The sequence below is a fragment of the Amycolatopsis sp. NBC_00355 genome, from assembly GCF_036104975.1.
Taxonomy (GTDB): Bacteria; Actinomycetota; Actinomycetes; order Mycobacteriales; family Pseudonocardiaceae; genus Amycolatopsis.
In genome coordinates this window covers 9987275-10012382 of sequence record NZ_CP107982.1, presented here as the reverse complement: position 1 = coordinate 10012382, position 25108 = coordinate 9987275, and the positions used below count along the sequence as shown (strand labels likewise).

The 25108-nt window shown below is 71.8% G+C and carries 10 protein-coding genes (1 of these 10 only partly in view); 3 read left to right on the top strand and 7 right to left on the bottom strand.

Features of this window, described 5'->3' with window-relative positions; genetic code table 11:
- The first annotated feature begins 72 nt into the window (after positions 1 to 72).
- The 3 genes from OHS18_RS46415 (at position 73) to OHS18_RS46405 (ending at position 2941) form a co-directional block, all read left to right on the top strand.
- A complete protein-coding gene (locus OHS18_RS46415; protein ID WP_328615087.1) occupies positions 73 to 678 on the top strand; it encodes a TetR/AcrR family transcriptional regulator in 606 nt (201 codons plus the stop codon).
- A gap of 237 nt (positions 679 to 915) precedes the next feature.
- Positions 916 to 1323: a RidA family protein gene (locus OHS18_RS46410; protein WP_328458171.1), complete on the top strand. Its 408-nt coding sequence runs from the start codon at positions 916 to 918 to the stop codon at positions 1321 to 1323.
- A 382-nt stretch (positions 1324 to 1705) separates the two neighbouring features.
- Positions 1706 to 2941, top strand: coding sequence for a hypothetical protein (locus OHS18_RS46405; RefSeq protein ID WP_328615086.1), 1236 nt, complete (start codon positions 1706 to 1708; stop codon positions 2939 to 2941).
- A gap of 209 nt (positions 2942 to 3150) precedes the next feature.
- On the opposite strand, the gene OHS18_RS46400 is transcribed toward OHS18_RS46405, so the two are convergent.
- The 7 genes from OHS18_RS46400 to OHS18_RS46370 all read right to left on the bottom strand — a co-directional run.
- Positions 3151 to 4632: an MFS transporter gene (locus tag OHS18_RS46400; protein ID WP_328615085.1), complete on the bottom strand. Its 1482-nt coding sequence runs from the start codon at positions 4630 to 4632 to the stop codon at positions 3151 to 3153.
- A 76-nt stretch (positions 4633 to 4708) separates the two neighbouring features.
- Positions 4709 to 5557 (bottom strand): SAM-dependent methyltransferase, encoded by an 849-nt coding sequence (locus OHS18_RS46395; RefSeq protein WP_328615084.1) that lies wholly within the window; start codon positions 5555 to 5557, stop codon positions 4709 to 4711.
- 92 nt (positions 5558 to 5649) lie between these two features.
- Entirely contained in the window at positions 5650 to 6858 is a 1209-nt protein-coding gene (locus tag OHS18_RS46390) for a cytochrome P450 (RefSeq protein ID WP_328615083.1), read from the bottom strand.
- Position 6859: 1 nt separating this feature from the next.
- Positions 6860 to 13612: an SDR family NAD(P)-dependent oxidoreductase gene (locus OHS18_RS46385; protein WP_328615082.1), complete on the bottom strand. Its 6753-nt coding sequence runs from the start codon at positions 13610 to 13612 to the stop codon at positions 6860 to 6862.
- A 103-nt stretch (positions 13613 to 13715) separates the two neighbouring features.
- Complete coding sequence (locus OHS18_RS46380) at positions 13716 to 14927, bottom strand: cytochrome P450 (RefSeq protein WP_328458182.1); 1212 nt, start codon at positions 14925 to 14927, stop codon at positions 13716 to 13718.
- Complete coding sequence (fabD, locus tag OHS18_RS46375) at positions 14924 to 17137, bottom strand: ACP S-malonyltransferase (protein WP_328615081.1); 2214 nt, start codon at positions 17135 to 17137, stop codon at positions 14924 to 14926. Before fabD ends, OHS18_RS46380 begins: the two co-directional genes overlap by 4 nt.
- On the bottom strand, positions 17134 to 25108 hold the end of the coding sequence (locus OHS18_RS46370; protein ID WP_328615080.1) for an SDR family NAD(P)-dependent oxidoreductase. Its footprint extends 14483 nt past the window's final position; only the last 7975 of its 22458 coding nucleotides appear in the window; its start codon lies beyond the right edge, outside the window — the gene reads right to left on this strand; its stop codon occupies positions 17134 to 17136. Before OHS18_RS46370 ends, fabD begins: the two co-directional genes overlap by 4 nt.

Below are 25108 nucleotides of genomic sequence, written 5' to 3'. Positions count from 1 at the left end.
CACACTAGCCGGACACGACGGCGTCGTCTACAGTAAGTTAGGTGACTGACACACAGCCTGATGCTGAGCGAGGTGACCGAAGCGATGACTGAGGGCGGATCACGAGCTCAGGAGCGCCGAGGGAAGCGAGACCGACTGATCGCCGGTGCTTCTCAGGTGTTCTACGAACAGGGAGTGGAGCGGACGACGATCGCCGACATCTCTGCTGCTTCCGGCGTTCCCCTGGGCAACGTGTACTACTACTTCAAGGCGAAGGACGACATCGTCGATGCTGTCGTCTCCATGCGGATAGCAGAGATCGAGTCAACGTATGCGGCTTTGGCCGAGCGGCATGACGCTCCGGCCGATCGACTCAAGGCACTGTTCAGATCACTGTCGGAGGAAGCCGAGATGATTGCGCAGCGCGGCTGCCCCATCGGCTCTCTCTGCACCGAGCTCTCCAAGCGCGTGACGGGCCCAGAGCCGCATTCGGCCAAGCTGATGCAAGCCCTCGTCGACGGGGCCGAGCAGCAGTTCCGGGAAATGGGACGCAGCGACGCTCATGAGCTCGCCGTCGAGATGATCACCGCCTACCAGGGGACCGCGGTCCTCTCCCATGCCACGGCCTCACCGGAGCTTTTGAGACGCGAGGCTGATCGCGTCGACCGCTGGATCGATGAAGTTCAGCCAGGCCTCTGACGGCGGTGCGCGACTTCGCACCACGTCATCGCCGGCATCGAGTTGGCGCTGGTGCTCTCGGTCGCCGTAATCCGAGTCCTCAAACGCCTGCGTCATCCGAGCCCGCGCCGGCCGTCACCACCACAGCTGGCGGGACGGCGTTGCAAGCGAGCTCACCTGCGGGCCCGCCGTTCCGCAGCGGCAATGCCGTCACCGCAGCCTGCAGCTCGTGCGCCCCACTACAGATTGGCGAAAGACATGACCATCAGCTTGATCGACCCCAAGGAACTGCCGAAAGTGGGCTTTTTCCGGCAGGTCTCAATAGCCACCGGATCGAAACTTGTGTTCATGGCCGGCCAGGTCGCCTGGAACGCGGACGGAACCTTGGTGGGCGAAGGTGATCTCGCCGCACAAGTTGAGCAATGCTTTCTCAACGTCGGCGCGGCGCTCGCCGAAGCGGGCGGCTCGTTCGACAACGTCGCGAAGCTGACCACCTATGTCACTGATTGGAGCATGGACAAAATGAAACTGGTTACCGAGGGTCGTGATCGGGCCCTCGCGAAACTCGGCGTTACGCTCCACGCGCCAGGAACGCTGATAGGCGTCGCCGCCTTGTACTCCCCCGATCTTTTGGTCGAAGTCGAAGCCATTGCCGTGATTGACTAGGGGCGGCACGTGCCGCCGTAGCTGGTGGCCTCGTCGGCCGGATCGTCATCGAACCCGAACAGCACGTCCAGCTCGGCCGACGCCTCGTCGCCGACATGCGTTCGGCCGGCGCGGGCCGGTCGAACGGGACAGTGAGCTGCGCGCGCAGTGTCTGCGACCGACCCCCGACGGGTCACTCGGCAACTACTACCAGCCGTCGACCGGCGAACCGCTGGGTCCCGCAGGCAGTCGTGGACCCCGATCGTGGTGTCGGACCGACTGCATACGGGGTAGCACGACTCGGCCGATCGGGTTATCTGTCCGAACGGCAGTTAACGGAAGCGCGGTCCCCGGCGATTCCGTGACGGCTGACCGGCACGTGGCGACGAGGAGCGGACCATAGATGTTGATCAAAGGCTCGGCGTGGGGCAAGGGTATCCAGGACGGCGACAAGGCCAGGTTCGCGGCCCTGGTGACGACCGGCGAGCAGAAGATGGTCGACGGCGTCATGGTGATGCAGTACCTGGCGTCCACGTCGGATCTGTCCGTCCCCCACTTGACCGAGCTGCGCGGCATCCTCGGTCGCGGCCGGGCGCCGTGGGTGGAGGACGTCGCGCTCAAGGACATGGACGTCGTCCTCCAGCAGCGCAACGACCCCCGCTGGATCGCCGAGCAGAAGGAGAAGGCCGAGCAGCGTGCGGCCGTGCAGGCGGCCACCGAGGCCGAACTGCTCCGGCTGGGCCGGTCGAAGCTGGGCGGCGCCGGCGACACGTGGGCCGAACGCAAGCACGAGATCGACGCGTGGTGGTCGCGGGTGCGCGACGCCGAGGCGGCCGAGACCTGGCAGACCGCGTTCGCGCAGAACCGGATGTCGGCGCGGCAGATCGGGTCGACGTCGGTCATGGGCGGCACGTTCACCGTGCAGAACAAGTTCGACCGGCGGAACGCGGCGCGCAGCCGCGAGATCGTGCTGGACCGGGGCGCCGGCGGCATCCTGGCGCGGCTGGAGCCCACGAACTTCTTCGACCCCGAGACCGGCCGCCGCCGCAAGTACGAACTCGGCCTGCACGACCTGAGCGCGACGCTGCTGGACAGCACAAAAGAGCCGCTGACCGTTCTTGGCCAGCTCAAGCCGTACAAGGACTCCATCGTGGTGTTCATGCCGGTGCCCACCGAGGACGACGCGCAGATCTTCCACGCGATCACGACCCTGCGCGACCCGGATGGCACCGACCTGGGCATCAAGCGCAGTTCGTTCACCCACCTCCGGTTCGCCCAGGGCAGTGACATGCACACGACGCTGGTCGACGTGAGCCGGCGGCCGGAGGACCCGCCGAAGATCCGCTACGGCGTCACCGGCCGGGTCCAGCGGGCGCGCGGCGAGGACGAGGTGATGGCGGACGACACCGACCTCGCCGCCCGGCGGACCAACGCGCTGCAGCACAGCGTGATCCTCGGTGCGGGCGCCGTGCAGAAGGTGAACGAGATCGTGGTGGCCTACCGCGCACACCGCTCCGCGCTGTTTCCGTTGTTCGCGAAGTGGGACGGGAACACGAAGCGGTTCAACGCCCTTGCCAGGACGACGTTGCGGCCCACCGGCGCCTACCTCACCGAGAGCGGCGAGTGGCGCGACCGCTGACCGGTCGGCAGGAGGTCATGGCAGCGGACTCGCCCGTCGCCGAGTCGTCCGTGGCGACGGCGTGGCTGAGCACCACGACGAAGCCACGGCGCCGGCATCGTGGGTGCCGCAGGTCGCGCCAAGTGGCCCCGCGGTCAGGGCCGCAGCGGTAACGGCCGGCCGAACCCGCCGGTGACGGTCCACTGTGGACCATCACCGGCGGGTCGGGCTCAGGCGGTGACGCGCGGGGTCTTCGGCAGCGCCCGGACGAACGCGCAGACCAGCACCGCGCTCGCCACCAGCAGCACCGCGCTGACCGCGAACGCCACGTGGTAGCCGTGCATCGTGGCCGCCACCGCGTCGCCCGGTGTGGTGGCGAGGTAGGACGCGACCGATGTCGTGAAGATCGTGTTGAGCAGGGCCGTGCCCAGCGAACCGCCGATCTGCTGCGACGTGTTCACCAGCGCGCTCGCGACACCCGCGTCGGCGTAGTCGATCCCGCTCAGCGCGACGTTGTTCATCGGCGTGTACACCAGCCCCATGCCGACGCTCATCACGACCAGCACCGGCAGGATCAGGCCGAAGTACGACGAATCCGGCTCCAGCAGGGTCAGCGCCAGCACGGCCACCGCGGCCAGCGCCGCACCCAGCGTCATCAGCGCCCGCGCCCCGAACCGGGGCAGGAGTTTCGCGGTGTAGGTCGCGGTCAGGACCACGCAGATCGGGAACGGCAGGAAGACGATCCCGGCCTGCAGCGCCGAATACCCGAGCGTCTGCTGGACGTAGTACATCATGAACAGGAACATGCCCATGCTGCCGACGCCGAGCAGGACCGACGTCAGGTAGGCGGTGCCGCGGTCGCGGTCGAGCACCACCCGCAGCGGCAGCAGCGGGGCGCGCACCTTCGCCTCGACCACGACGAACGCGGCCAGCAGCACCAGCGCGAACGCGATCAGGCCGAGCGTCAGGCCGGAGCCCCAGCCCTCGCCGGCCGCCGTGGTGAAGCCGTAGACCAGGGCGATCAGGCCGACCGTGCCGAGCAGCGCGCCCGCGACGTCGTACCGCGCGCGACCCTCGATCTTGCTCTCCCGCATGTTCGGCACCGCGAAGGCGAAGGCGATGGCCACCACCGGGATGTTGAAGAACAGGCACCAGCGCCAGCTGGCGTACTCGGTGAGCACGCCGCCGACGAGCGCACCGACCGCGGCACCGGCGCCGCTGACCGCGCCGAAGATGCCGAACGCCTTGGCCCGCTCCCCCATCTCGGTGAAGGTGACCGTGATCAGGGACAGCGCGGCGGGGGCGAGCAGCGCGCCGAACACCCCCTGCAGCCCGCGGCCGACGAACAGCATCCACCCGGTCGTCGCCGCGCCGCTCAGCGCGGACGCCACCGCGAAGCCGGCCAGGCCGATCAGGAACACGCGCTTGCGGCCGGCGTAGTCCGCGACGCGCCCGCCGAGCAGCAGCAACCCGCCGAAGGTGAGCGTGTACGCGGTGATGACCCACTGCCGGTCCGCGTCGGAGATGTGCAGCGCGTTCTGCGCGGACGGCAGCGCGATGTTGATCACCGTGGCGTCCAGCACCACCAGCAGCTGCGCGGTGACCACCACGGCCAGCAGCACCCAGCGCCGGGGGTCCGGGGCCGGCGGCGCGGACACCTCCGGCGTGTCGGCGACAGCGCGGGCGGCGCGGGCGGCGTGGTCCTCGGACATGTGCGTTTTCCTTTCTGTGGTCTTGCCGCGGGACCGGCTGGAGGCCGGAAAGCCCGGCCTCCAGCCGGAAAGCGTCCTAGGCGGGGTTGCGCAGGACGACGAGGAGCACGCCGACCGAGGGGGCGCCGTCGCTCATCGCCTTCAGTTCCTCCGGGCTGGGCGCGATCTCCAGCACCTGCGTGATCTCCGGCGGGACGTCGTGGGTCGCGGCGTACTCGCGCAGCGGCCCGTAGAACCGCTCCTCGGTGTACTTGGTGTTGAGGGTGATGTCGGTGACCTCGATGACCTCCAGGCCCGCGGCGGCGGCGAACGTCTCGTAGTCCGCCTCCGTGACCAGCGGCGCGGTGTGCCACGACTCGCCGACCGCTTCCAGGTCCTTCTTCTTCTGCGCGTTGGCCGCGGCGTCGCGGTCGCTGAAGTCGGTGAGTGCGACGAACCCGCCCGGCTTGATCACCCGCGCGATCTGCTTGAGCGCCTGGACGCGGTCCGGCACGCAGACGATCGACTCGAGCGCGAAGACGTGGTCGAAGGAGTTGTCTTCGAAGGGCAGTTCCATGGCGTCGGCGCGCTGGAAACGCACCCGGTCGGCGACGCCCTCGCGCTCGGCGCGGGCGTTCGAGACCTCGACGTCCCGGGCGCTGATCGAGATGCCGGTCAGGTCCGCGCCGGTGCGGACCGCCGTGCGCACGCCCGGGTTGCCCTGGCCGCAGCCGACGTCGAGGATTTTCTCGCCCGCCGTCGCGCCGAGCTTGCCGGTCAGGATGTCGGTGAGCCGGTCGGCCGCCTGCTCGAACGTGCTGTCGTCGTCCGGACCGGTCCAGTAGCCGTAGTGCGTGCTCCCACCCAGGAACTGGGTCATCAGGTCGTTGGTCGCGTCGTAGAAGGTGCCGACTTCTTCGGGCTTGGGCAGCGACTCGGTGGTCATGAAGCTCTCCTTGACGTGTGGTGCGGTCGGATACACGGGCTGTGCCTGGAAGTTCTCGGAAGTTGCGTGACTCCTCCCGTCGTAGGAGCCGCTCAGCTGGAGACGGCGAGCGGCAGCGTGTGCGCGTTGAACATCTGGTCGGTGCGGATGAACTGCGGCGGTTCATCGGGAATCGTGGCCAGGTGGGGGAAGCGGTCCAGGAGCGTGTTCAGGGCGACGCGCCCCTCCAGCCGGCCCAGCCCGGCGCCGACGCAGAAGTGGATGCCGCGCGAGAACGTCAGGTGCGGGTTGGGGTGGCGCTCCGGGCGGAACTCCGCCGGCGCGTCGAACACGCGGGGGTCGCGGTTGGCCGTGGCCATCCACACCATCACCAGCTGGTCGGCCGGGATCGTCTCGCCGCCGAGCTCCGTCTCGACCGCGGTCACCCGGGAGGTCACCGAGAACGGCGGCAGGTAGCGCAGCGACTCCTCGACCACGCCCGGCAGCCGCGACCGGTCCTCGCGGGTGCGCCGGAACTCCTCCGGGTGCGCGTCCAGGCACAGGATGGTGTTGCTGAGCATCATCGTGGTGTTGAGGTGCCCGGCGAGCAGCAGCGTGTCGACGAGGCTCGCGACTTCCTTGCCGGTCAGGCGTTCCCCGTCGACCTCGGCGTGCACGAGCCCGCTCAGCAGGTCTTCGCGCGGCTTCTTCCGCCGGTCGTCGACGAACTGCTGCAGGTACTCGGCGAACTCCCGGTGCCGCTGGATGACCGTCTTCGTGACCTCTTCCTGGCCTTCGAAGCGGCCGACCAGCTGGACGTCGTCCGAAGTGGACGGCATCAGCGACTCGGCCTGCTTGCGGAACAGGTCGCGATCGCCGGCCGGGATGCCGAGCAGCTCGCAGATCACGGTGACCGGCAGCGGGTAGGCCAGCTCGCTCACCAGCTCGAGCCGGTCCGACGAGGCGACCTCGTCGAGCAGTTCGTGCGTCAGGGCCGCGATCTTCGGCTCCAGGTCGGCGACGACCTTGGCCGTGAACGCGTGGCTGACGAGCTTGCGCAGCCGGGTGTGGTCCGGCGGGTCCAGGTACAGCAGCTCGTCGTAGGTCTCCTCCGGGTTGTCGCCGCCGATCTCGGCGCCCATCACCCGCTGCAGGTTCGAGGAGAACACCTTCGGCTTGCTCAGCAGCTGCACGTTCTCGGGGTGGCCGTACACGTGCCACATCCGGGTCTCGGGGTCGTGGCCGACGGCCTTCTCGGGCTCGATGCCGCGCAGCCAGTACTGGCGCTCGTCGACCCCCCACTCGTCGAATCGGGTGATCACGTCAGGCTTCCTTTCCGTAGAGGGTGTCGCACAGCCGCAGCACCTTCTCCAGCGACTCGGGTGCCGTCATCACGTCGGTGTGGTTGGTGGTGGCGACCTCGGTGACGAAGAAGTCGTCGATCTGCTCCTCCCATTCGCGCCAGTACTCGACGCCGTCGAGGCCGGGCAGGTCCGGGTTGGCGAAGAGCACCATGTACTCCTCGAAGTCGCCGAAGAACCGGCCGCCGCGGTTGCGGACGTAGTAGCAGCGCACCGCGTCCCGCCGCGGGAGCGGATCGACGACGTGGTCGCCGGTGTGCAGCACCTCGAAGAACCGCGCCAGCTGGGTGACCTGGGTGCGCAGCTGCGTCTCGGTCTTGGTGATCCCGGTGGCCAAGGCGGCCTTCAGCAGCGAGTCGAGGAACTCCGGGTACTCCAGGCCGGGGTCCACCTCGTCGCGGTGCAGGATCGGGGTGCGGCCGTCGTTGGCGTCCAGGCGGTTGTTGCCGAGGACGATGTTGACCGCGCGGAAGGCGCAGACCTTGGCGATGACGTCCGGTTCGGCCCGGCCGCCCTGCATGATCGTGTTGACGCGGTTGGTCGCGGCGGCGTCCAGGGTGTCGAGCATGACGAGGGTGTTCACTTCGGCGCCCTGCAGCTGGAGCTGCCGGACGACCTCGTAGGCCAGCAGGCCGCCCAGGGAGAACCCGCCGACGTCGTAGGGTCCGTCCGGTTGCACCGCGCGGATGAGGGCCGCGTAGTGCTCGGCCATCGGCACCTGGCCGCTGAGGATCTCGCCGTCGCCGAGCCAGCCCTTCGGCTGGATGCCGTAGAACGGCCGGCCGCTGTGCTCGGCCAGTGGCCGGTAGGACTCGACTCCCCCGTTGCCGTGGTGGATCCAGAAGACCGGCCGGCCCTCGCCGCCGCGGTTCATCCGGATCAGCTCGGGGACCTCCGCCGTCGTGGCGGGTGCGGCCGACGCGCCGACGCGGCCGATGATGTCGTTCAACGTCTCGCACTCGGCGATGACGTCCAGGGTCATCGTGTCGTCGAGGTGCTTCTTCACCGAGGACAGGAACTGGGCCATGAAGATCGAGTCGAAGCCGTAGCGCCGCAAGGGCACGTCCGGGTCGAGCTGTGCGGGGTCGATCTCCAGGACCTCGGCCATCAGCTCGGCGACGCGGCCGGCGCTGTTCCCCGCGACCTTGTCCACAGTGGACTTCACGGCGGGCGGGGTGTCCCGCCGCGGTTGGCGGACGGCGCCGTCGCTCTCGGCGACGATCACCTGCTGGCCGAGGTCGTCGGCCCCGTCGGCGGCGGGGAACGCGCCGCGGAAACCCGTTTCGGTGAGCAGCCGCTGCCAGGTGGCCGGGGCCAGCGTGGGCGTGCCGGGCACGCGCGGCGCGGGGTCGTCGTAGCGCCACCAGCCGTCGAGGAGGCCGAAGGTGAGGTGGCTGAACAGGCTGCCGCCGCTCAGTTCGTTGAGCAGCAGGATTCCGTTGACGCGCAGGGTCGCCTTCGTGTTCCGCAGCGTGGCGCGGATGTCGCGGGTGGCGTGCAGGACGTTGGTGGCGATGGCGACGTCGAAGCCGCCGGCCGGGATCGGCTGTCCCGCCAGGGGTGCCTCGACGTCGAAGAGCTGGGTGTCGAGGAAGGGCGCGGCGAACTCGCGCCGGGCGTGCAGCAGGAACGCCTTGGAGATGTCGGTGTAGCAGTAGGTTTCGAGGTGGTCGGCCCACGGCTCGAGGTGCCGGAAGACCGTTTCGGTGGTGCCCCCGGTGCCCGCGCCGATCTCCAGGACACGCACCTTCGCCCCGGGGTCGTCGGCGACGCGGCGTCGCACGTAGTCGACGAGCGTCCCGGCCAGCACCTCGTTGAAGTGGTCGGCGACCGGGTTGGCCTTGTAGACGCCTTCGACGAGGTCCATCGACGACGCCGGGAACAGCACGTCGGTGGCCGGGCGGCGGCCGGTGAGGATGTCGGCCAGTGCGCGCAGCGTGGTGTCGACGAGCGTCGTCTGGGCTCGGGTGGACGCCTCGGCCAGCCAGCCGTCGCGGTGCCGGTCCCAGTCGGCGGTGTCGGTATGCGCGGCCGGTGCGGCCGAGTAGCGGCCGTCGTCGTGGTGCAGGTGGCCGGTGCCGGTCAGCACGTCGAGGGTGTGCCGGAACCAGCGGTCGTACTCGCCGGTGATCTTCCCGTGCACCCGCCATTCTTCGGCGGTGGCCGCGCGGTCGTCCTCGAACAGGCCGAGTGAGCGCAGCACGCGCCACAGGACCGGTACCAGGGCGGCGTCCAGCTTCTTGTCGTGCCCGTCGATCTTCTCGCGGAGCCGGGCGACCTCGCCGGTGCGATCCGGCCGGCTGGCACGCAGGGCCGTGATCAACGCCGGGGTCCGGGCTTCGAGCTGCTCGACCACGTCGTCGTCGGACGCCTGGGTCGCCTTCAGCAGGGCCAGCTGAGGATGCCGCGAACCCAGAAGCGTGTCGTAGGTGGCCATGCCTTCGGCCGGCTCGATCGACTCCACACCGGCCCGGGCCATCCGCTCGCGGTGGGCGTCGTCGGCGACCACGCCGACCCCGCCCCAATAACCCCAGTTGACGACCTTCACCGGGCAGTCGAGCCGGGTGCCGAGGTGCTCGGCGTAGGCGTCGGCGAAGGTGCAGCCGGCGGCGTAGTTGGCCTGGCCGGGCGAGGTGAGGAAGGACTGCAGCGACGAGAAGAACACCACGAAGTCGAGGGGCTCACCGGCGAAGGCGTCGGCGAGGTTGACGGCGACGTCGGCCTTCGCCGCGTAGGTGGAGGTGAAGCGCTCTTCGTCCATGCGGGCCAGGCTCTGGTCGCCGAGCACGATGGCGGAGTGCAGCACGCCGCGGACCGGGCCGTGGCGGCGGACGATCTCGTCGCGGGCGCGGCGCAACGCCGCCGGGTCGGTGGCGTCGGCCTGGATGTAGTCGGGCTTGGGACCGTGCGCCGCGAGCCGGTCGCGGCGGGCTTCGAGGTCGGCGTCCAAGGGGCGACGGCCGATCCACACCACGCGCACCTTGTGGCGGCGCAGCAGGTGCTCGGTCCAGACGGTGCCGATGCCGCCGGCGCCGCCGATGGCCACGACGACGTCGTCGGGCTGCAGGTTCGCGTGCGCGGGCTCCGCCGGGACGGGCGCCGCCAGCTCCAGCAGGCGCTGCCGGTACCACTCGCCGCCGCGGTACGCGAGCAGCGCGCCCTGCGGCTCGGGCGGCAGGGTCAGGACGGCGTCCCACGGCACCGGGACTCCGGCGGGGACGTCCACGACGCGCACGGGCCAGTGCGGGTACTCCTGGGCCAGCGAGCCGAAGAGGCCGTGCAGCCCGGCGGCGGCCGGGTCGACGTCGGGGTCGCCGGGCAGCAGGCGGGCCTGCCGGGTGACGACGGTCCAGCCGGTGTCCCCGGTGGCCGCCTTGATCAGCCGGAACGCCGTCCGGACCTCGGGCGCCAGCAGCACGACGTGGTCGAACCCCGCGGGCGAATCGCCGGCGTCCAGCACCGTGGCGTCCGGGTAGTGGCGGCGGAACCCGTTCTGGTCGTCCGAGGTTCCGCCGACGAGCGCCACCCGGGCTGCGGCGGCGGGCCACTGCGGCACGGGCTCGACGGCCACCGCGTCCCACACCGGCGTCATCAGGCGGGTTTCGGCGTTCGCGGCCGGCGGCAGGGTCCGTGTGCTGAACCCCAGCAGGCGCACGCAGACGCGGCCTTCGGCGTCGCACACGTCCACATCCAGGCGGCGTACGTCGCCGCCGCGGTCGTCGGGGTGGCTGCGGATGACGACCCAGCCGTCCGCGGGGGTCGGGGCGTGCACCTGGACCTCCCGCACGGCGAACGGCAGCGCGAGCTGGGCCGCCGTGCCGTCGTCCTCGCCCAGCCAGACGCCCAGGACGGCCTGGAGCGCGCCGTCGAGCAGGCTGGGGTTGAGCACGAGCGGCGACTCGGCCTCGCGCGGCAGGCTCAGCCGGGCCACGGCGATGCCGTCGTCGTAGTGCAGGGAGCGGACCGCGCGCAGGGCCGGGCCGTAGTCCATGCCGATGTTTTCGTACGTCCGGTAGAACCCGGCCACGTCCAGGCTGTTCCGGCAACCATCGCGGAGTTGTTCCACCGCAACGGTTTCCGCGGTCAGCGCGGCGACCTCACCGGTGCCTTGGGCGTAGACCGCCGCGTCGCCGTCGACGTGCACCGCGAACGCGCGTCGCCCGGCCGGGTCCTTCGGGTCGAGCCGGACCTCGACGCGGCGCGGTTCGGTGACCTCGATCGGCCGCAGCCAGCGGACGTCGCTGATCCGGACGCCGGTCTCGGCGCCGAGCGCGTCGCGCGCCAGTTCCAGGTAGGCGACGGCGGGCAGCACCGGGACGCCGCGCAGGCAGTGGTCGCGCAGGTAGTACTCGCTGCCGTCCAGCACCCGCTCGCGGGGAGGGGCGGGGGTGCGGGCGGCTCGGTCGGCGATCCAGAAGCGGCGCAGGTTGAACGGGTACGTCGGCAGCGGGATGCGCCGCGGCGGGGTGTCGCCGTGCAGGCGCCGCCAGTCGAAGTCGAACCCGGCGGCCCACAGCTCCAGCAGGCGCGGCAGCTTGCCCTTGGCGACCCAGGTGTCCATCGCGGCGGCGATGTCCTCGTCGCCGGCGAGCACCCGCCACAGCGCGTTCGGCTGCGGGCGGCCGCGGTGCAGGTCGCCGCGCGGCTCCCCGGCGACGAACGCCCGCAGCGCGTCGCGCAGGTCGTCCATCGTCCCGACGGTGAACGCCAGCCGTTCCGGCATCGCGACCCGGCCGACCTGCAGGGTGTAGGCCACGCTCGCCAGGTCGTCGTCGCCGCGGCCGTCGGCCCAGGCGAGCAGCTGCCGCGCGCGGGTCACCAGCGTCTCGGGTTCGCGGGCCGACAGCACGATGGCGAACGGCCCCGCCGCCTCGGCGGCCGGTGCGGGCGGGCGGTACTCCTCCAGCACGACGTGCGCGTTCGCGCCGCCGAAGCCGAACGAGCTGACGCCGGCCCGCCGGGGCAGCTCCGCGCCGTCGGCGGCGACCGGCGCGGCCCAGGGCTGCCGTTCGCGGACCAGGAAGAACGGGCTGCCGGTCAGCTCGACGTACGGGTTGACGGTGTCGCAGTGCAGGCTCTCGACCAGCGTGCGGTGACGCAGCTGCAGCAGCACCTTGAGCACGCCGGCCACCCCGGCCGACAGCTCGGTGTGCCCGATGTTGGTCTTGACCGAGCCGATCCCGCAGTGGGCGCCGGTGACGTCGGCGCCGTCGTAGAGGTCGTGGAAGGCGTCCTTGAGGCCGTTGACCTCGACGGGGTCGCCGAGTTTCGTGCCGGTGCCGTGCGTCTCGATGTAGCCGACCGTGCGCGGATCGACGCCGGCGCGGCGGTAGGCGTCGCGGATCACCGACGCCTGGGCCTTCGGGTTCGGCGCGGTCAGCGAGTTCGCGCGGCCGCCGTGGTTGACGGCGGTCGCGCGGATGACGCCGTGGATGTGGTCGCCGTCGCGTTCGGCCGCCGAGAGCTTCTTCAGCACCAGCATGCCGACGCCCTCACCGCGGGCGTAGCCGTCGGCGTCGGCGGAGAACGTCTTGCTCCGGCCGTCCTCGCTGAGCATGCCGGCCCGGCCGAAGCTGATGTGGCCGTCCGGGACCAGCACGGTGTTGACGCCGCCCGCGACGGCGAGCGAGCACTCCTCCCGGTCCAGCGCGGACACCGCCCGGTGCAGCGCGACCAGGGAGCTGGAGCAGGCCGTCTCGACCGGTTCGCTCGGGCCGTGGACGTCGAGGAAGAAGCTCATCCGGTTCGGGCCGATGGACGGCACCGTGGCGGTGGCCGCGACGCCGTCGCCGCCACGGGCGTGGGCGTCGATCAGGCGGTGGTACCCGGTGGTCGCGGTGCCCACGATGATGCCGAGATCGGTGCCGGCCAGGGCGTCCGCCGCGTACCCGGCGTCCTCCAGGGCCTTCCACGTGTGCAGCATCAGCAGCCGGTGCTGGGGGTCCATCAGCTGCGCTTCGCGGGGGGCGATGCCGAAGAACTCGGGGTCGAAGTCGGCGACGCCGTCCATGAACCCGCCCCACTTGACGGTGGTGCGGCCGGCCTCGTCGAACGGGTCGCCGTACAGCTCGCGCCAGTCCCAGCGATCGGCCGGCACCTCGCTGACGCAGTCGCGCCCGTCGGAGAGGTTGCGCCAGAACGCGTCGAGGTCGTCGGCCTGCGGGAACCGGCCGCTCATCCCGATGATCGCGACCGGATCCCCGGTGCGCGGCCGCTCGGCCGGGACCGGCACGACCGGCTCGGGGTCCTTGCGCACGACCGGCGCGGGAGCCACGGGACGCACGCCGAGGCGGTCCGCGAGGCCCGCTTCGTGGTCGACGGCGATGTGGCCGGCCAGCGCGCGCAGGGTGGGGTGCTCGAACACCACCGTGGGCTTGAGGTCGAGGCCCAGCGCGTCGTTGACCATGCTCACGAGGTGGCTGATGACGACCGAGTCGAGCCCGTACTCGCTCAGCTCGACGTCGGCGTCCAGGTCGTCGGCGCTCACCTTGAGCAGCTGCCGGACCTGGTCCGCGAGCACGTCGCAGACCCGGTCCCGCAGCACGTCCCGGTCGATCCCGGCCGGCTGCCCGGCGGGCTCGGCCGGCTTCCTGGCCGGCGCGGCGCGCTTGGCCGTCTTCAGCTGCTTGGCCAGGCGCACCGCCTCGGCCTTGTCGATCTCTCCCCGGCTGACCAGCTCGTACAGCTCGGTCACCGAACCGACGCGGTGGCTCATGTCAGGCTCCGTTCGCGTTCGTCGCGCTATCGATGGTCACGAATGCCGTTCCCACTCCGGTCCCGCACGCGCGAGCCGGGCGGTAATCCGGACAAATCACCACTCACGACGAGACGGCGAGGGGCAGCGTGAAGGCGTTGAGCATCTGCGAGCTGCGGATGAACCGCGGCGGCTCGTCCGGGATGGTGGTGATCGTCGGGAACCGGTCGAAGAGGATGTCCAGCGCGATCCGGCCCTCGAGCCGGGCCAGGCCGGCCCCGATGCAGTAGTGGATGCCGCGCGAGAACGTCAGGTGCGGGTTCGGGTCGCGGCCCGGGCGGAACTCCGTGGGGTCGTCGAAGACCAGCGGGTCGCGGTTGGCGGCGCCGAGCCAGACCATCACGAGCTGGTCGGCCGGGATCGTCACGCCGCCGACCTCGGCCTCGGCCGTGGTCGCCCGGGACGTCACGGCGAACGGCGGGAGGTAACGCAGCGACTCCTCCATCACGTCGGGCAGGCGCGAGCGGTCCGCGCGGACGCGGGCGAACTCGTCCGGGTGCGCGTCCAGGCAGAGGATCGTGTTGCCGAGCAGCATGGTCGTGGTCACGTGCCCGGCCAGCAGCAGGACGTCGGCCAGCGTCGCGATCTCCTTGTCGCTGAGCTGCTCCCCCTCGACCTCGGCGTGCACCAGCCCGCTCAGCAGGTCCTCACGCGGGTGCTTGCGGCGGTCCTCGATGTGCTCGGCCAGGTACTCGCCGAACTCCTTGCGCTGCTGCAGGGTCGTCTCGGTGACCTCTTCCTGGCCCTCGAACCGGCCGACGATCGAGACGTCCTCGGTGGACGTCGACGGGATCAGCGACTCGGCCCAGCGGCGGAACAGGTCGCGGTCGCCCGCCGGGATGCCGAGCAGCTCGGCGATCACGATCACCGGCAGCGGGTAGGCCAGCGCGCTGACCAGCTCCAGCCGGTCGGTCACCTTCGCCTCGTCGAGCAGGTCGTGGGTCAAGCCGGCGATCCGCGGTTCGAGGTCGGCGAGGACCTTGGGGGTGAAGGCGTGGTTGACGAGCCGGCGCAGCCGGGTGTGGCGCGGCGGGTCGAGGTAGAGCAGCTCCCCGGCCGACGCCTCCTCGATGTCGGCGCCGATCTCCGCGGCCATCAGCCGCATCATGTTGGAGGAGAACAGTTTCGGGTTGCTCAGCACCTTCGACGCCTCGGCGTGGCCGTAGACGTTCCACATGCCGCTTTCGGCGTCGAAGGTGACCGGCTGGTCCGCCGTGGTGCCGCGCAGCCAGAACTGCTGTTCGTGGACGCCCCAGGTGTCGAACTCGGTGATCATGTCTTCTGTCCTTTCGCTACTCGTGAGAACGCCGCGAGGTGCTGGGCGGCACCGTCCAGCAGCAGCAGGCCGATCTCGTCGACGTGCCGGTTCCGCCAGGACTCGTGCGGGGTGCCTTTCACCCACTGGTTGAAGGAACCCAGGGCCGGTCCGGTGTGGACCTGGTAGTTGACCTTGTCTTCGCGGCTGCCTTCCAGCGCGATCCGCGCGCTGTAGCCGAAGTAGCGCCGGAAGATCAGCGCCATCTTCTGCTTCGGCTGCTTTTCCGCGCGCTCCACCAGTTCCGCGCGGCCGCTCGCGCGCAGGTGCGCCACGACGTCGGCCCAGACGTCGTCCAGAGGCTTGCGGAAGTAGGTGCGCTCCAGCTGCGCGCGGGTCTTCGCGGGCAGGTCGTCGATGCCGTCGTGGTGGCTGTAGAGCGCGTGGAGCTTGTTGCCGCGCGACGGGAAGAACACGCCTTTGCGCAGCACCTGGACCCGGCTGCCGAGCTCGAACATGTCACCGGCCGGCGCGTAGTCGGTGTCCTGCACGTCGATGTCCTGCAGCATGTCCTTGACCGTGTCACTGGTCGCGGCCTCGACAGTGCACTGGTTGACCGAGCCGGTGAGGACGTAGTCGGCGCCGAGCACGAACGCGGCCGCGACGGCGGCGGGCGTGCCGATCCCGCCGGCCAGGCCCATGCAGATCGGCTCGGCGTAGCCGTGTTCGGCCTGCGCCCGGCGGCGCAGTTCGAGCAGCGAGGGCAGCAGCACGGTCGGGATGCCGCCGTCGGTGTGCCCGCCGGAGTCGGCCTCGACGGTGACGTCGTGGCTCATCGGCACCCGCCGGGCCAGCTCGGCCTGCTCGGCCGTGATCGCGCCGTACGTGCGGAGCCGATCCAGGACCGCGTCCGGCGGCGGGGCCAGGAACGCCGCCGCGACCTCGGGCCGGGACACCTTCGCCAGCACCCGGTGCCCGCACACCGGCTCGCCACCGGGTCCGCGTCGCAGGCCGGTGACGCGGTAGCGCACGAGCGCGGGCGTCATCTGGATGAACGCCGACGCCTCGACCAGCCGGACGCCGTGCCGCAGCAGGACGTCGACGACGGCCTCCTCGGCGGCGGGGTCGTCGTGGTTCGCGATGAAGTTGACGCCGTAGGGCTGATCCTCGGCCAGGGCGGCCTGGATCTCCTTGATCCCGCGCTCGATTTCGGCCGGTTCGCTGCCGCCGGTGCCGAGGAAGCCGAGCATCCCGGCGCGCCCCAGCCGGGTGACCAGGTCCGGCGACGCGATCCCGCGGTACATCCCGCCGGCGACGTAGGCGAAACGGAGGCCGTGCCGTGCGCGGAAGGCGGCGCTGCCGAGGTCCTGGGGCCGGAGCACCGGCGCCCGGGACGCGGCCCGCGTCTGCTCGACGAGCTTGGTCAGCACCGTGCCGCCCAGCTCGACGAAGTCCGTGACGCCCGCGTCGAGCAGGTGCCGCACGGTTTCGGTCCAGCGCACCGGCTGCACGATCTGGTCGGCCAGCACCCCGGCCGTGGTCCCGGGCGCGTACGGCCGCGCCGTGGCGTTGGCGATCACCGGCACGGCCGGCGTGCCGAGGTCGAAGGCGTCGAGGAAACGCCGGAACTCCTGCTGGGCCGGCCGCATCAGCGCGGAGTGGAAGCCGCCGGACACGCGCAGCCGGACCCAGCGGACGCCCCGGTCCTGCAGGAACGCGCCCAGGTCGTCGATCGACTCGGCGTCCCCCGAGACGACGCACTGCTGGGGCGAGTTGTCGTTCGCCACCGACAGGGTGCAGAACTCGCCTTCGCGCACCAGCGCCGTGACCTGGTCGCGGTCGAGGCCGGTGACGGCGATCATGCCGCCGCCCTCGGCGCGGGCCATCAGCTCGCCCCGGCGCCGGACGAGCCGCAGGCCCGTCGCGAAGTCGAACGCGCCGGCGGCGTGCAGCGCGCAGTACTCGCCGAGGCTGTGCCCGGCGTAGAACGCGGGCGCTTCGGGATGCTGCTCGCGCCACCGCCGGTGGGCCAGCGCGCCGACCACGAACAGCGCGGGCTGGGTGAACTCCGTGCGGTTCAGCTCGCGCCGGGGATCGTCGAGGCACAGCTCGCGGATCGAGTAGCCGAGCAGGTCCGAGGCCTGGTCGGCCTGCTCCGGGTAGGCGTCGAACAGCTCGCGGCCCATGCCCTTCACCTGGGCGCCCTGGCCGGGGAAGATCACCGCTTTCACGTCAGGCTCCGTTCGAAGTCGGCCAGGCTGATCGCGCCGTCACCGGCCGCCTCGATCAGCCGGCCCAGGAACTCGTCACCGGGATCGACCGGCTCGGGATCGAGGGACCGGACGCGGAACCCGCGCAGCCGCGCGCAGATCTCGCCGTCGTCGTCGCACAGGTCGACGTCGAGGACGTACTCGCCGGGCACCGCGCCGCCTTCGCTGAACCGGACCACGGCCCACGCCGAGGCGGGCAACGGCCGCAGCACGCGGACCTCGTCGACCGACCGCGGCAGCGTGGCGGGCACGGCTTCGGCGCCGTCGGCGGCGAACAGGCCCAGGGTGGCCTGGAACGCCGCGTCGAGCAGGCTCGGGTGCAGCACGAATGTCTCCGCGCCGGCCTCGGCGGGCAGCCGCAGCCGCGCCACCGCGAGCCGCGAGCCGCTGTGCAGCCGCTCGATCGTCCGCAGCGCGGGGCCGTACCCGAGGTCGAGCCGCTCGAACCGGGCGTAACACTCCTCCGCGTCGAGCACGCTCCCACCGGTTTCTTCGAGCAGTGCCTGGATGTCGTGCCGCGGCGGCGATTCCCCGTCTCCGTCGGTCAGCTCGCCGTGGCCGTGGACGACGGGTTCGCCGTCCGGGCCGGTGGTGAACACCCGGTAGGACAAGGTGCTGCCATCGGCCGACAGTCCGATGTGGACTTCGGTGGCGCGCTCGACCGGCAGCGGCCGGTCCCAGGTGGCGCTGACGACCGGCCGGGCGCCGCCCGCCAGGTCCGCCGCGGCCCGGGCCATCTCCAGGTACGCCGCGCCCGGCAGCACCGGGACGCCGCGGACCCGGTGGTCGGCGAGGAAGAACTCGCGGCCGGTGAAGCGGGTGGTGTAGCGCGGGCCGGTCAGGTCCGAGGTGTTGGTGTGCACGAGCGGGTGCAGCTTCGGAGTACCTCCCGCCACCGGGGTGCTCGTGTCGAGCCAGTAGCGCTTCAGCCGGAACGGGTAGGTCGGCAGCGGGATCCGCCGCGGCGCGTCCGGGTGCCACCGGCTCCAGTCGACGTCGGCGCCGCGCACCCAGGCCCGGACCGTGGCCGTCGCCTCGGTGCTCTCGGGGGCCGCCGGGACGTCGTCGCGGACGACGCGGCCGGTGACGATCGAGCGGTCCGGTTCGCCGCGCAGCCAGGACTCCAGCCCGGTCGCGAGGTCCTCGACGGTGGCCGCGACGCAGCCGAGCCGCTCGGCGTGCGGCGTACGCCCGATCTGCGACGTGTAAGCGATCGAGGTGAGGTCGCCGTCGGTGTAGGTGCCCTCGCGCAGGGCCTTGACCCAGTCCGCCACCAGGGTGCGCAGCACCTCCGGGTGGGTCGCGGACAGCACGACCGGCAGCGGCGCCGCGGGCGTCCGGTCCACGGGGGCCGGGACGTACTCCTCGAGCACGATGTGCGCGTTGGCGCCGCCGAAGGCGAACGAACTCACCCCGGCGCGGCGCGGCAGCTCGGCCCCGGCGTCGTCGACCGGCGCCTGCCACGGCTGCTGCTCGCGGACCAGGTAGAACGGCGTCCCGTCGAGCTTGACGTACGGGTTGACCGTGTCGCAGTGCAGGCTCCGCACCAGGGTCCGGTGCTTCATCTGCAGCAGCACCTTGATCATGCCCGCGACGCCGGCCGCGACCTCGAGGTGCCCGATGTTGGTCTTCACCGAGCCGATCCCGCAGTGCGCTCCGGCGACGTCCGCCCCGTCTGTGCCGTCTGTATCGTCGTAGAGGTCGCGGAAGGCTTCCTTGAGGCCGTTGATCTCGACGGGGTCGCCGAGCTTCGTGCCGGTGCCGTGCGCCTCGATGTAGCCGACGGTGCGCGGGTCGACGCCGGCCTTGCGGTAGGCCGTGCGGATGACCGCGGCCTGGGCCTTCGGGTTCGGCGCGGTCAGCGAGTTCGCGCGGCCGCCGTGGTTTTCGGCGGTGCCGCGGATCAGGCCGTAGACGTGGTCGCCGTCCCGCTCGGCCGCCGAAAGCCGCTTCAGGACCAGCATCCCGACGCCCTCGCCGCGGGCGTACCCGTCGGCGTCGGCGGAGAACGTCTTGCTCCGGCCGTCTTCGGCGAGCATGCCGGCCTTGCTCATGCTGATGTGCAGGTCCTTGCTGAGGACGGTGTTGACGCCACCGACGATCGCCATGTCGGACGTGCCGTCCTGCAGCGCGCCGACCGCGCGGTGGGTGGCGATGAGCGCGCTGGAGCAGGCGGTGTCGACCGGCTCGCTCGGGCCGTGGACGCCGAGGAAGTAGCTCATCCGGTTGGGCCCGAGGCAGGGCGCGGCCCCGGTGGCGTCGTACGGTTCGACGACCGGCGAGTACTTCGCGACCATCGTCGGGTAACCGGTGCTGGCGGTGCCGACGACGATGGCCATGTCACTGCCTTCGACGGATTCGGCCGCATAACCGGCGTCTTCGAGGGCCTTCCAGGCGTAGAGCAGCATCAGCCGCTGCTGCGGGTCCATCAGCTCGGCCTCGCGCGGCGAGATGTCGAAGAACAGCGGGTCGAAGTCGCCGACGCCGTCCATGAACCCGCCGAACTTGACGTTGCTGGTGTTGGGTTCGGTGATCGGGTCGCCGAAGCACTCGCGCCAGTCCCAGCGGTCGGCCGGGATCTCGCCGATGCAGTCCCGGCCTTCGGCGAGGTTGCGCCAGAACTCGGCGATGTCGTGGGCCATCGGGAACCGGCCGCTCATCCCGATCACGGCGATCGGCTCGGGGCCTTCCTGCGGCTTGGTCTTCGGGACGGCGGGTGCCTTGACGACCGGCTCGGGCTTCGGCCCGGGTTCGGGCGCGACCCGCTCGGCGTGGTGCTCCCGGAGGTAGCCGGCCAGGCCGTTGAGCGTCGGGTACTCGAACAGCAGCGTCGGGTCGAGCGCCAGGCCGTACCGCGCGTTGATCTCCGAGATCAGCTCGGTGAGCGACAGGGAGTCGACGCCGTATTTGCTCAGCTCGCGGCCGCCCTCGATCCGCCCGGCCGGCAGGCGGAGGACGTTCGCCGTCAGCTCCGTCAGCTCGGCCAGCAGGTCCGGCCGCTCTTCCGGCGTCTGCGCCGGCTCCGGCGTCGGTTCCGGCGCGGGCGCCGTGTCGAAGACGTCGCCGTGGTTCTCCGTCAGGTACCCGGCCAGGCCGTCGAGGGTGGGGTACTCGATGAGCAGCGTCGGGACGAGGGTGAGGCCGAACTCCTCGTTGAGCAGGCCGACGTAGTCGACGAGGGAGATCGAGTCGAAGCCGTACTCGCTCAGGTCGACGCCGCCCTCGATCTCGTCGGCGGGGACGTCGAGCAGGCGCGACACGCGGTCGGCCAGCAGCGTCACCAGGCTGTCGGGCATGGTGGTCACCTCCGTTTCGTTCCGCAGCAGGGTCTGTCCGATCCGCGCCCGGTCGCCGTACATCACGAGGACGTGGGGTTCGCCGCTGCCGTAGGCCCGGTGCAGGGCCTCGACCCCGGCCGCCGCGGGCATCGGCAGGATGCCGACGGTCTCCCGCATCGACCGCTCGGTAGCGGCGTCGACGCGCATCCCGCCGTCGGCCCACAGCGGCCAGCCGACGCTGAGCGTCCGCCCGCGCCGCTCCCCCGCGGCGACCAGCGCTTCACGGTGCGCCGCGTACTCGTCGAGGAAGGCGTTGGCCGCGGCGTAGTCGGCCTGTCCCGGGTTCCCGGACGCCGACAGCGACGAGAAGCCGATGAAGAAGTCGAGGTCCAGCCCGGCGGTCGCCTCGTCGAGGTTGACGAACCCCGCGACCTTCGCGGCGAGGACGGCCCGCAGGTCGGCGGCGTCCTTCTTGACGAGGTAGCCGTCCCGCAGCACGCCGGCGCTGTGCAGGACACCGTCGAGGCGCCCGTACTCGGCCACGACGTCCTGGACGCACCGCTCGACGGCGGCCCGGTCCGTGACGTCCAGCTGCCGGTAGTTCCCGGGCCCGTGCGCCGAACGTCCACAAAGGATGATCGTGGGATCGGCCACGCTGTCGGCGATCTCCTGGGCGAACACCCGCCCGAGACCGCCGGCGCCGCCGGTGATCAGGTAGACGCCGCCGTCACGCCAGGGCCGGTTTGCGGAGGCCTCGGCAAGCTGCGTCCACTCCGGGATCTCACGCCGCCCGGCCACCTCGCGGGTGACGACCTCGTCGGCCTGGGCCTCCCGGCGCAGCCGGTCGGCAAGCCCATCCGGCCCGGCGACCACCAGCTGGGTGACGAGCTTCGGGTGCTCGTAGCGAGCGGTCCGCAGCAACCCGGCGAGCGCTTGGTCCACCGCGCCCTCCGGCACGACGACCTGGACCAGCACCCGCCCCTCCCGGCTCGCGACGGCGGCGTCCTGGAGGTGCGCGAGCAGCTGTTCGGCGCGCTGGCTGAACGCGGCGGCGAGATCGCCGCCACCGGGCAGGACGGTGCAGGTCGCCCCGAGATCACCCAGGTCGACGGGGTCGAGCCCGGCGAACAGCACGTCATGCCGCACGAACTCCGGCGCGGCGGCGATCGTCGCGGCCGGGAACCAAGCGGAACGGGCCAGCACCAGCTCCCCGGCCTCGATGGCCGGCTCATCCCCCACGACCTGGTCGTCGACGGGTGCGGGCTCCTTCTTCTCCGGCGCGGGCAGCTCGCGGAACGTGAAGCCCAGCAGCCGCACGCACACCTCGCCCGCCTCGTCGCACAGGTCGATGTCCAGCCGCCGGACGGTGCCCGGGCGGTCGTTGGCCGACGGGCGGATCACCGCCCAGCCCGCCACCGGGGTCGCGGCGTGCACGCGGACCTCCGTCAGCGCGAACGGCAGCGCCGCCGTCACCTCGTCCGCGCCCTCCGCCAGCGCGAGGCCGAGCGTCGACTGCAGCGCGGAGTCGAGCATCGCCGGATTGACGGTGAAGCCGTCGCCGGCCGCGGCGGGGCGCCGCAACCGCGCGACGATCAGGCCGTCGCCGATCTCCAGCCGCTCGATGCCGCGCATCGCCGGGCCGAGGCCCATCTCCGTGCCCTCGTACAGCGCGTAGCAGGCGGCCCGGTCGAGCGTGCGGCGCGTGCACTTCGCCCGCAGCGCGGCGATGTCCACCTTCGGCGGCGGCGCCGCGACGGTCGGTTCGACCCGCCCCTGGCCGTGCGTCTGCGTCTCACCGCCGGTGGTCGTCGTGATCCGGTACCCCAACCCGCCGTCCTGCGGGTCGAGGACGACCTCGGCGGTCGTCGGACCGGTGATCCGCGCCGGCCGCGTCCAGACGACGTTGCGCAACGCCACCCCGGTCCGGCCGAACCCTTCGGCCTCCGCGGCGGCTCGCGCCAGCTCCAGGTACGCGACGCCCGGCAGCACCGGCGTCCCGGACACCCGGTGGTGGTCCAGGAAGAACTCGCGCCCGGTCAGCTCGACGGCGTGACCGTCAAATCCCTTGTGGACGGTCGCGGGAGCATCGTCGATCCAGTACCGCTCCCCGCCGAACGGGTAGCCCGGCAGCGGCACCACCCGGAACCCGGCGCCGAACCACGCACCCAGCGACGAGACCTCGCCCCGCACGTACCGCGCGGCCACCTCGGCCGGCGTCAGACCGTCCACAGCGGACACTGCGGGCCGGTCGTCGGGCACCGAGCCGGTGACGACCGTGTCCGCCCGGCCGTCGCGCAGCCAGGCCCGCATGGCGTCGAGCCACGCGGCCCGGTCCGGCGCGACGCACGCCCAGCGCACGTTCTCCGGCCGGCGTCCGACGGCGAGGGTGTAGGCGGCATCGCCGAGGTCGAAGTCGTGCGATTCGGCGTGGGCCAGCACGCGTTCGACGTGGCTGCGCAACGCCGTCTCGTCCTGCGCGGACAGCACGACCAGCCACTCGTCCCTCGCCTCGTGCGTCGCCGCGGAACCCGGCGCCTCCTCGACGACGAGGTGCGCGTTGGTCCCGCTGGCGCCGAACGAACTCACGCCCGCACGGCGCGGCCCGGCCTCCGGCGACGGCCACTCGCGCAGCGACGTGGGCACGTAGAACGCGCTGTCCGCCAAGGGGATCGCCGGGTTGGCCCGGCCGAAGTGCAGCGACGGCGGCACCTGCCGGTGGTGCAGTGCGAGCAGCGCCTTGATCGTGCCGGCGACCCCCGCCGTGAACTGCGTGTGCCCGACGTTCGTCTTGATCGAACCCAGCGCGCACCCACCCGCGGGCGCGCCGGTGAACGCCTCCGAGAGCGCCCCGAACTCGATCGGGTCGCCGAGCGGGGTGCCGGTGCCGTGGGCCTCGATCAACTGGACGCCGCCGGGGCGCACACGCGCGTCGCGGTGGACCTGGCGGACCAGGTCCTCCTGGGCCTGGGCGCTCGGTGCGGTGATGCCGTTGGTGGCGCCGTCCTGGTTGACGCCGGAGGCGCTGATCACGCCGTAGACGTGGTCGCCGTCGCGGACCGCGTCGGACAGCCGCTTCAGGACCAGGACACCGGCGCCCTCGCCGGGCACCATGCCGTCGGCGGACGCGTCGAAGGTACGGCAGCGCCCGGTCGGCGAGAGCATCTTCGCGGTCGACGAGTACTCGTAGAGCCGCGGTGTCGCCTGGACGAACACGCCGCCGGCCAGGGCCATCGACACCGTGCCGAGCCGCAGGCTGTCGCACGCCAGGTGGATGGCGACGAGCGAGCTGGAGCACGCCGAGTCGACGGCGATCGCGGGCCCGGACAGGTCGAGCAGGTACGAGATCCGCGACGCGATGACCGAGGCCATGTTGCCCCACATGGTCTGCGGGGGCTTCTCGCCGCCGATCAGCTGGTGGTAGTCGCCCGGGTAGGCGCCGACGTAGACGCCGCACGCGCGGTCGGTGAGCCGCTCCCCCGCGTACCCGGCGTCCTCCAGCGCGTGCCAGCACTCTTCGAGGAAGACGCGCTGCTGCGGGTCGGTGTGCACCGCCTCGGTGCCGGAGACGCTGAAGAACAGCGCGTCGAACCGGGCCGGGTCGTCGAGGAAACTGCCGTACTGGCGGCCCGCCTTCGGGCCCAGCTTCCCGGCGAGGTCCCAGCGGGTGACGTCGCCGACGAGGTCGTCACCGGCGGCGAGGTGGGTCCACAGGCTCTCGGCGTCCGGGCTGTCGGCGAACCGGGCGGCCAGCCCGACGACGGCGATCGGCTCGTGCGCCTTCGGGCCGGCGGGCAGGGCGCTCGCCGGCGTCACGCCGCCGGCCCAGGCCGCGCGGCGCTGGAACGGGTACGTCGGCAACGGCGTGCGGCGGCCCGTGAACTCGGTGCCGAGCTTGCCGCCTTCGCTCCACCGCGCCCGGATGTCCTCGAGTTCGGAGGCGGCGGGGAAGGTCCCGTCCGCCAGCCAGTTTTCCAGCTGCCGCACCAGAGTCTCGCGGTCGGTGGCCGCGAAGGCGACGCGCTGGGCGAAGTGGGCCCGGCCGTGCGCCAGGGTGTAGGCGACGTCGGCGAGCACCGCGTCCGGGTGCGCGGTCAGGTGCTCGGCCAGGCCTTCGACCAGCAGCCGAAGGGCTTCCGGCCGGGGCGCGGACAGCAGGAACAGCCGCTCACGGCCGTCATCACCGCGCGGTGTGGTCGCGGGCGGCTCCTCGACGACGAGGTGCGCGTTGGTGCCGCTGAACCCGAACGAGCTCGTCGCGGCGACCAGCTTGCCCCGGCCGTTCGGCTCCCACGGCGTCAGCTCGGTGGTGACGTGGAACGGGCTGCCGTCGAGGCGGATCGCCGGGTTGGTCGCGTCGTGGTGCAGCGACGGCGGGAGCGTCCGGTGCCGCATGGCCAGGACGATCTTGAGCAGGCCCGCGACGCCCGCGGCCGACATGGTGTGGCCGATGTTCGTCTTCACCGTGCCGAGCGCGCAGCCGCGGGACCCTTCCGCCGCGCCGAACGCGCCGACCAGCGCCGCGGTCTCGATCGGGTCGCCCAGCTTGGTGCCGGTGCCGTGCGCCTCGACCAGGCCGATCTCGGCCGGGTCGATGCCGAACCGCTCGTGCACCTCGCGGATGAGCCGTTCCTGCGACGCCGCGCTGGGCGCGGTG

Excerpts from the sequence above, each read along its gene's own strand:
- OHS18_RS46410 (WP_328458171.1), top strand. The coding sequence starts at position 916 with ATGACCATCAGCTTGATCGACCCCAAGGAACTGCCGAAAGTGGGCTTT.
- OHS18_RS46405 (WP_328615086.1), top strand. The coding sequence starts at position 1,706 with ATGTTGATCAAAGGCTCGGCGTGGGGCAAGGGTATCCAGGACGGCGAC.
- OHS18_RS46400 (WP_328615085.1), bottom strand. The coding sequence starts at position 4,632 with ATGTCCGAGGACCACGCCGCCCGCGCCGCCCGCGCTGTCGCCGACACG.
- OHS18_RS46395 (WP_328615084.1), bottom strand. The coding sequence starts at position 5,557 with ATGACCACCGAGTCGCTGCCCAAGCCCGAAGAAGTCGGCACCTTCTAC.
- OHS18_RS46385 (WP_328615082.1), bottom strand. The coding sequence starts at position 13,612 with ATGAGCCACCGCGTCGGTTCGGTGACCGAGCTGTACGAGCTGGTCAGC.
- OHS18_RS46380 (WP_328458182.1), bottom strand. The coding sequence starts at position 14,927 with ATGATCACCGAGTTCGACACCTGGGGCGTCCACGAACAGCAGTTCTGG.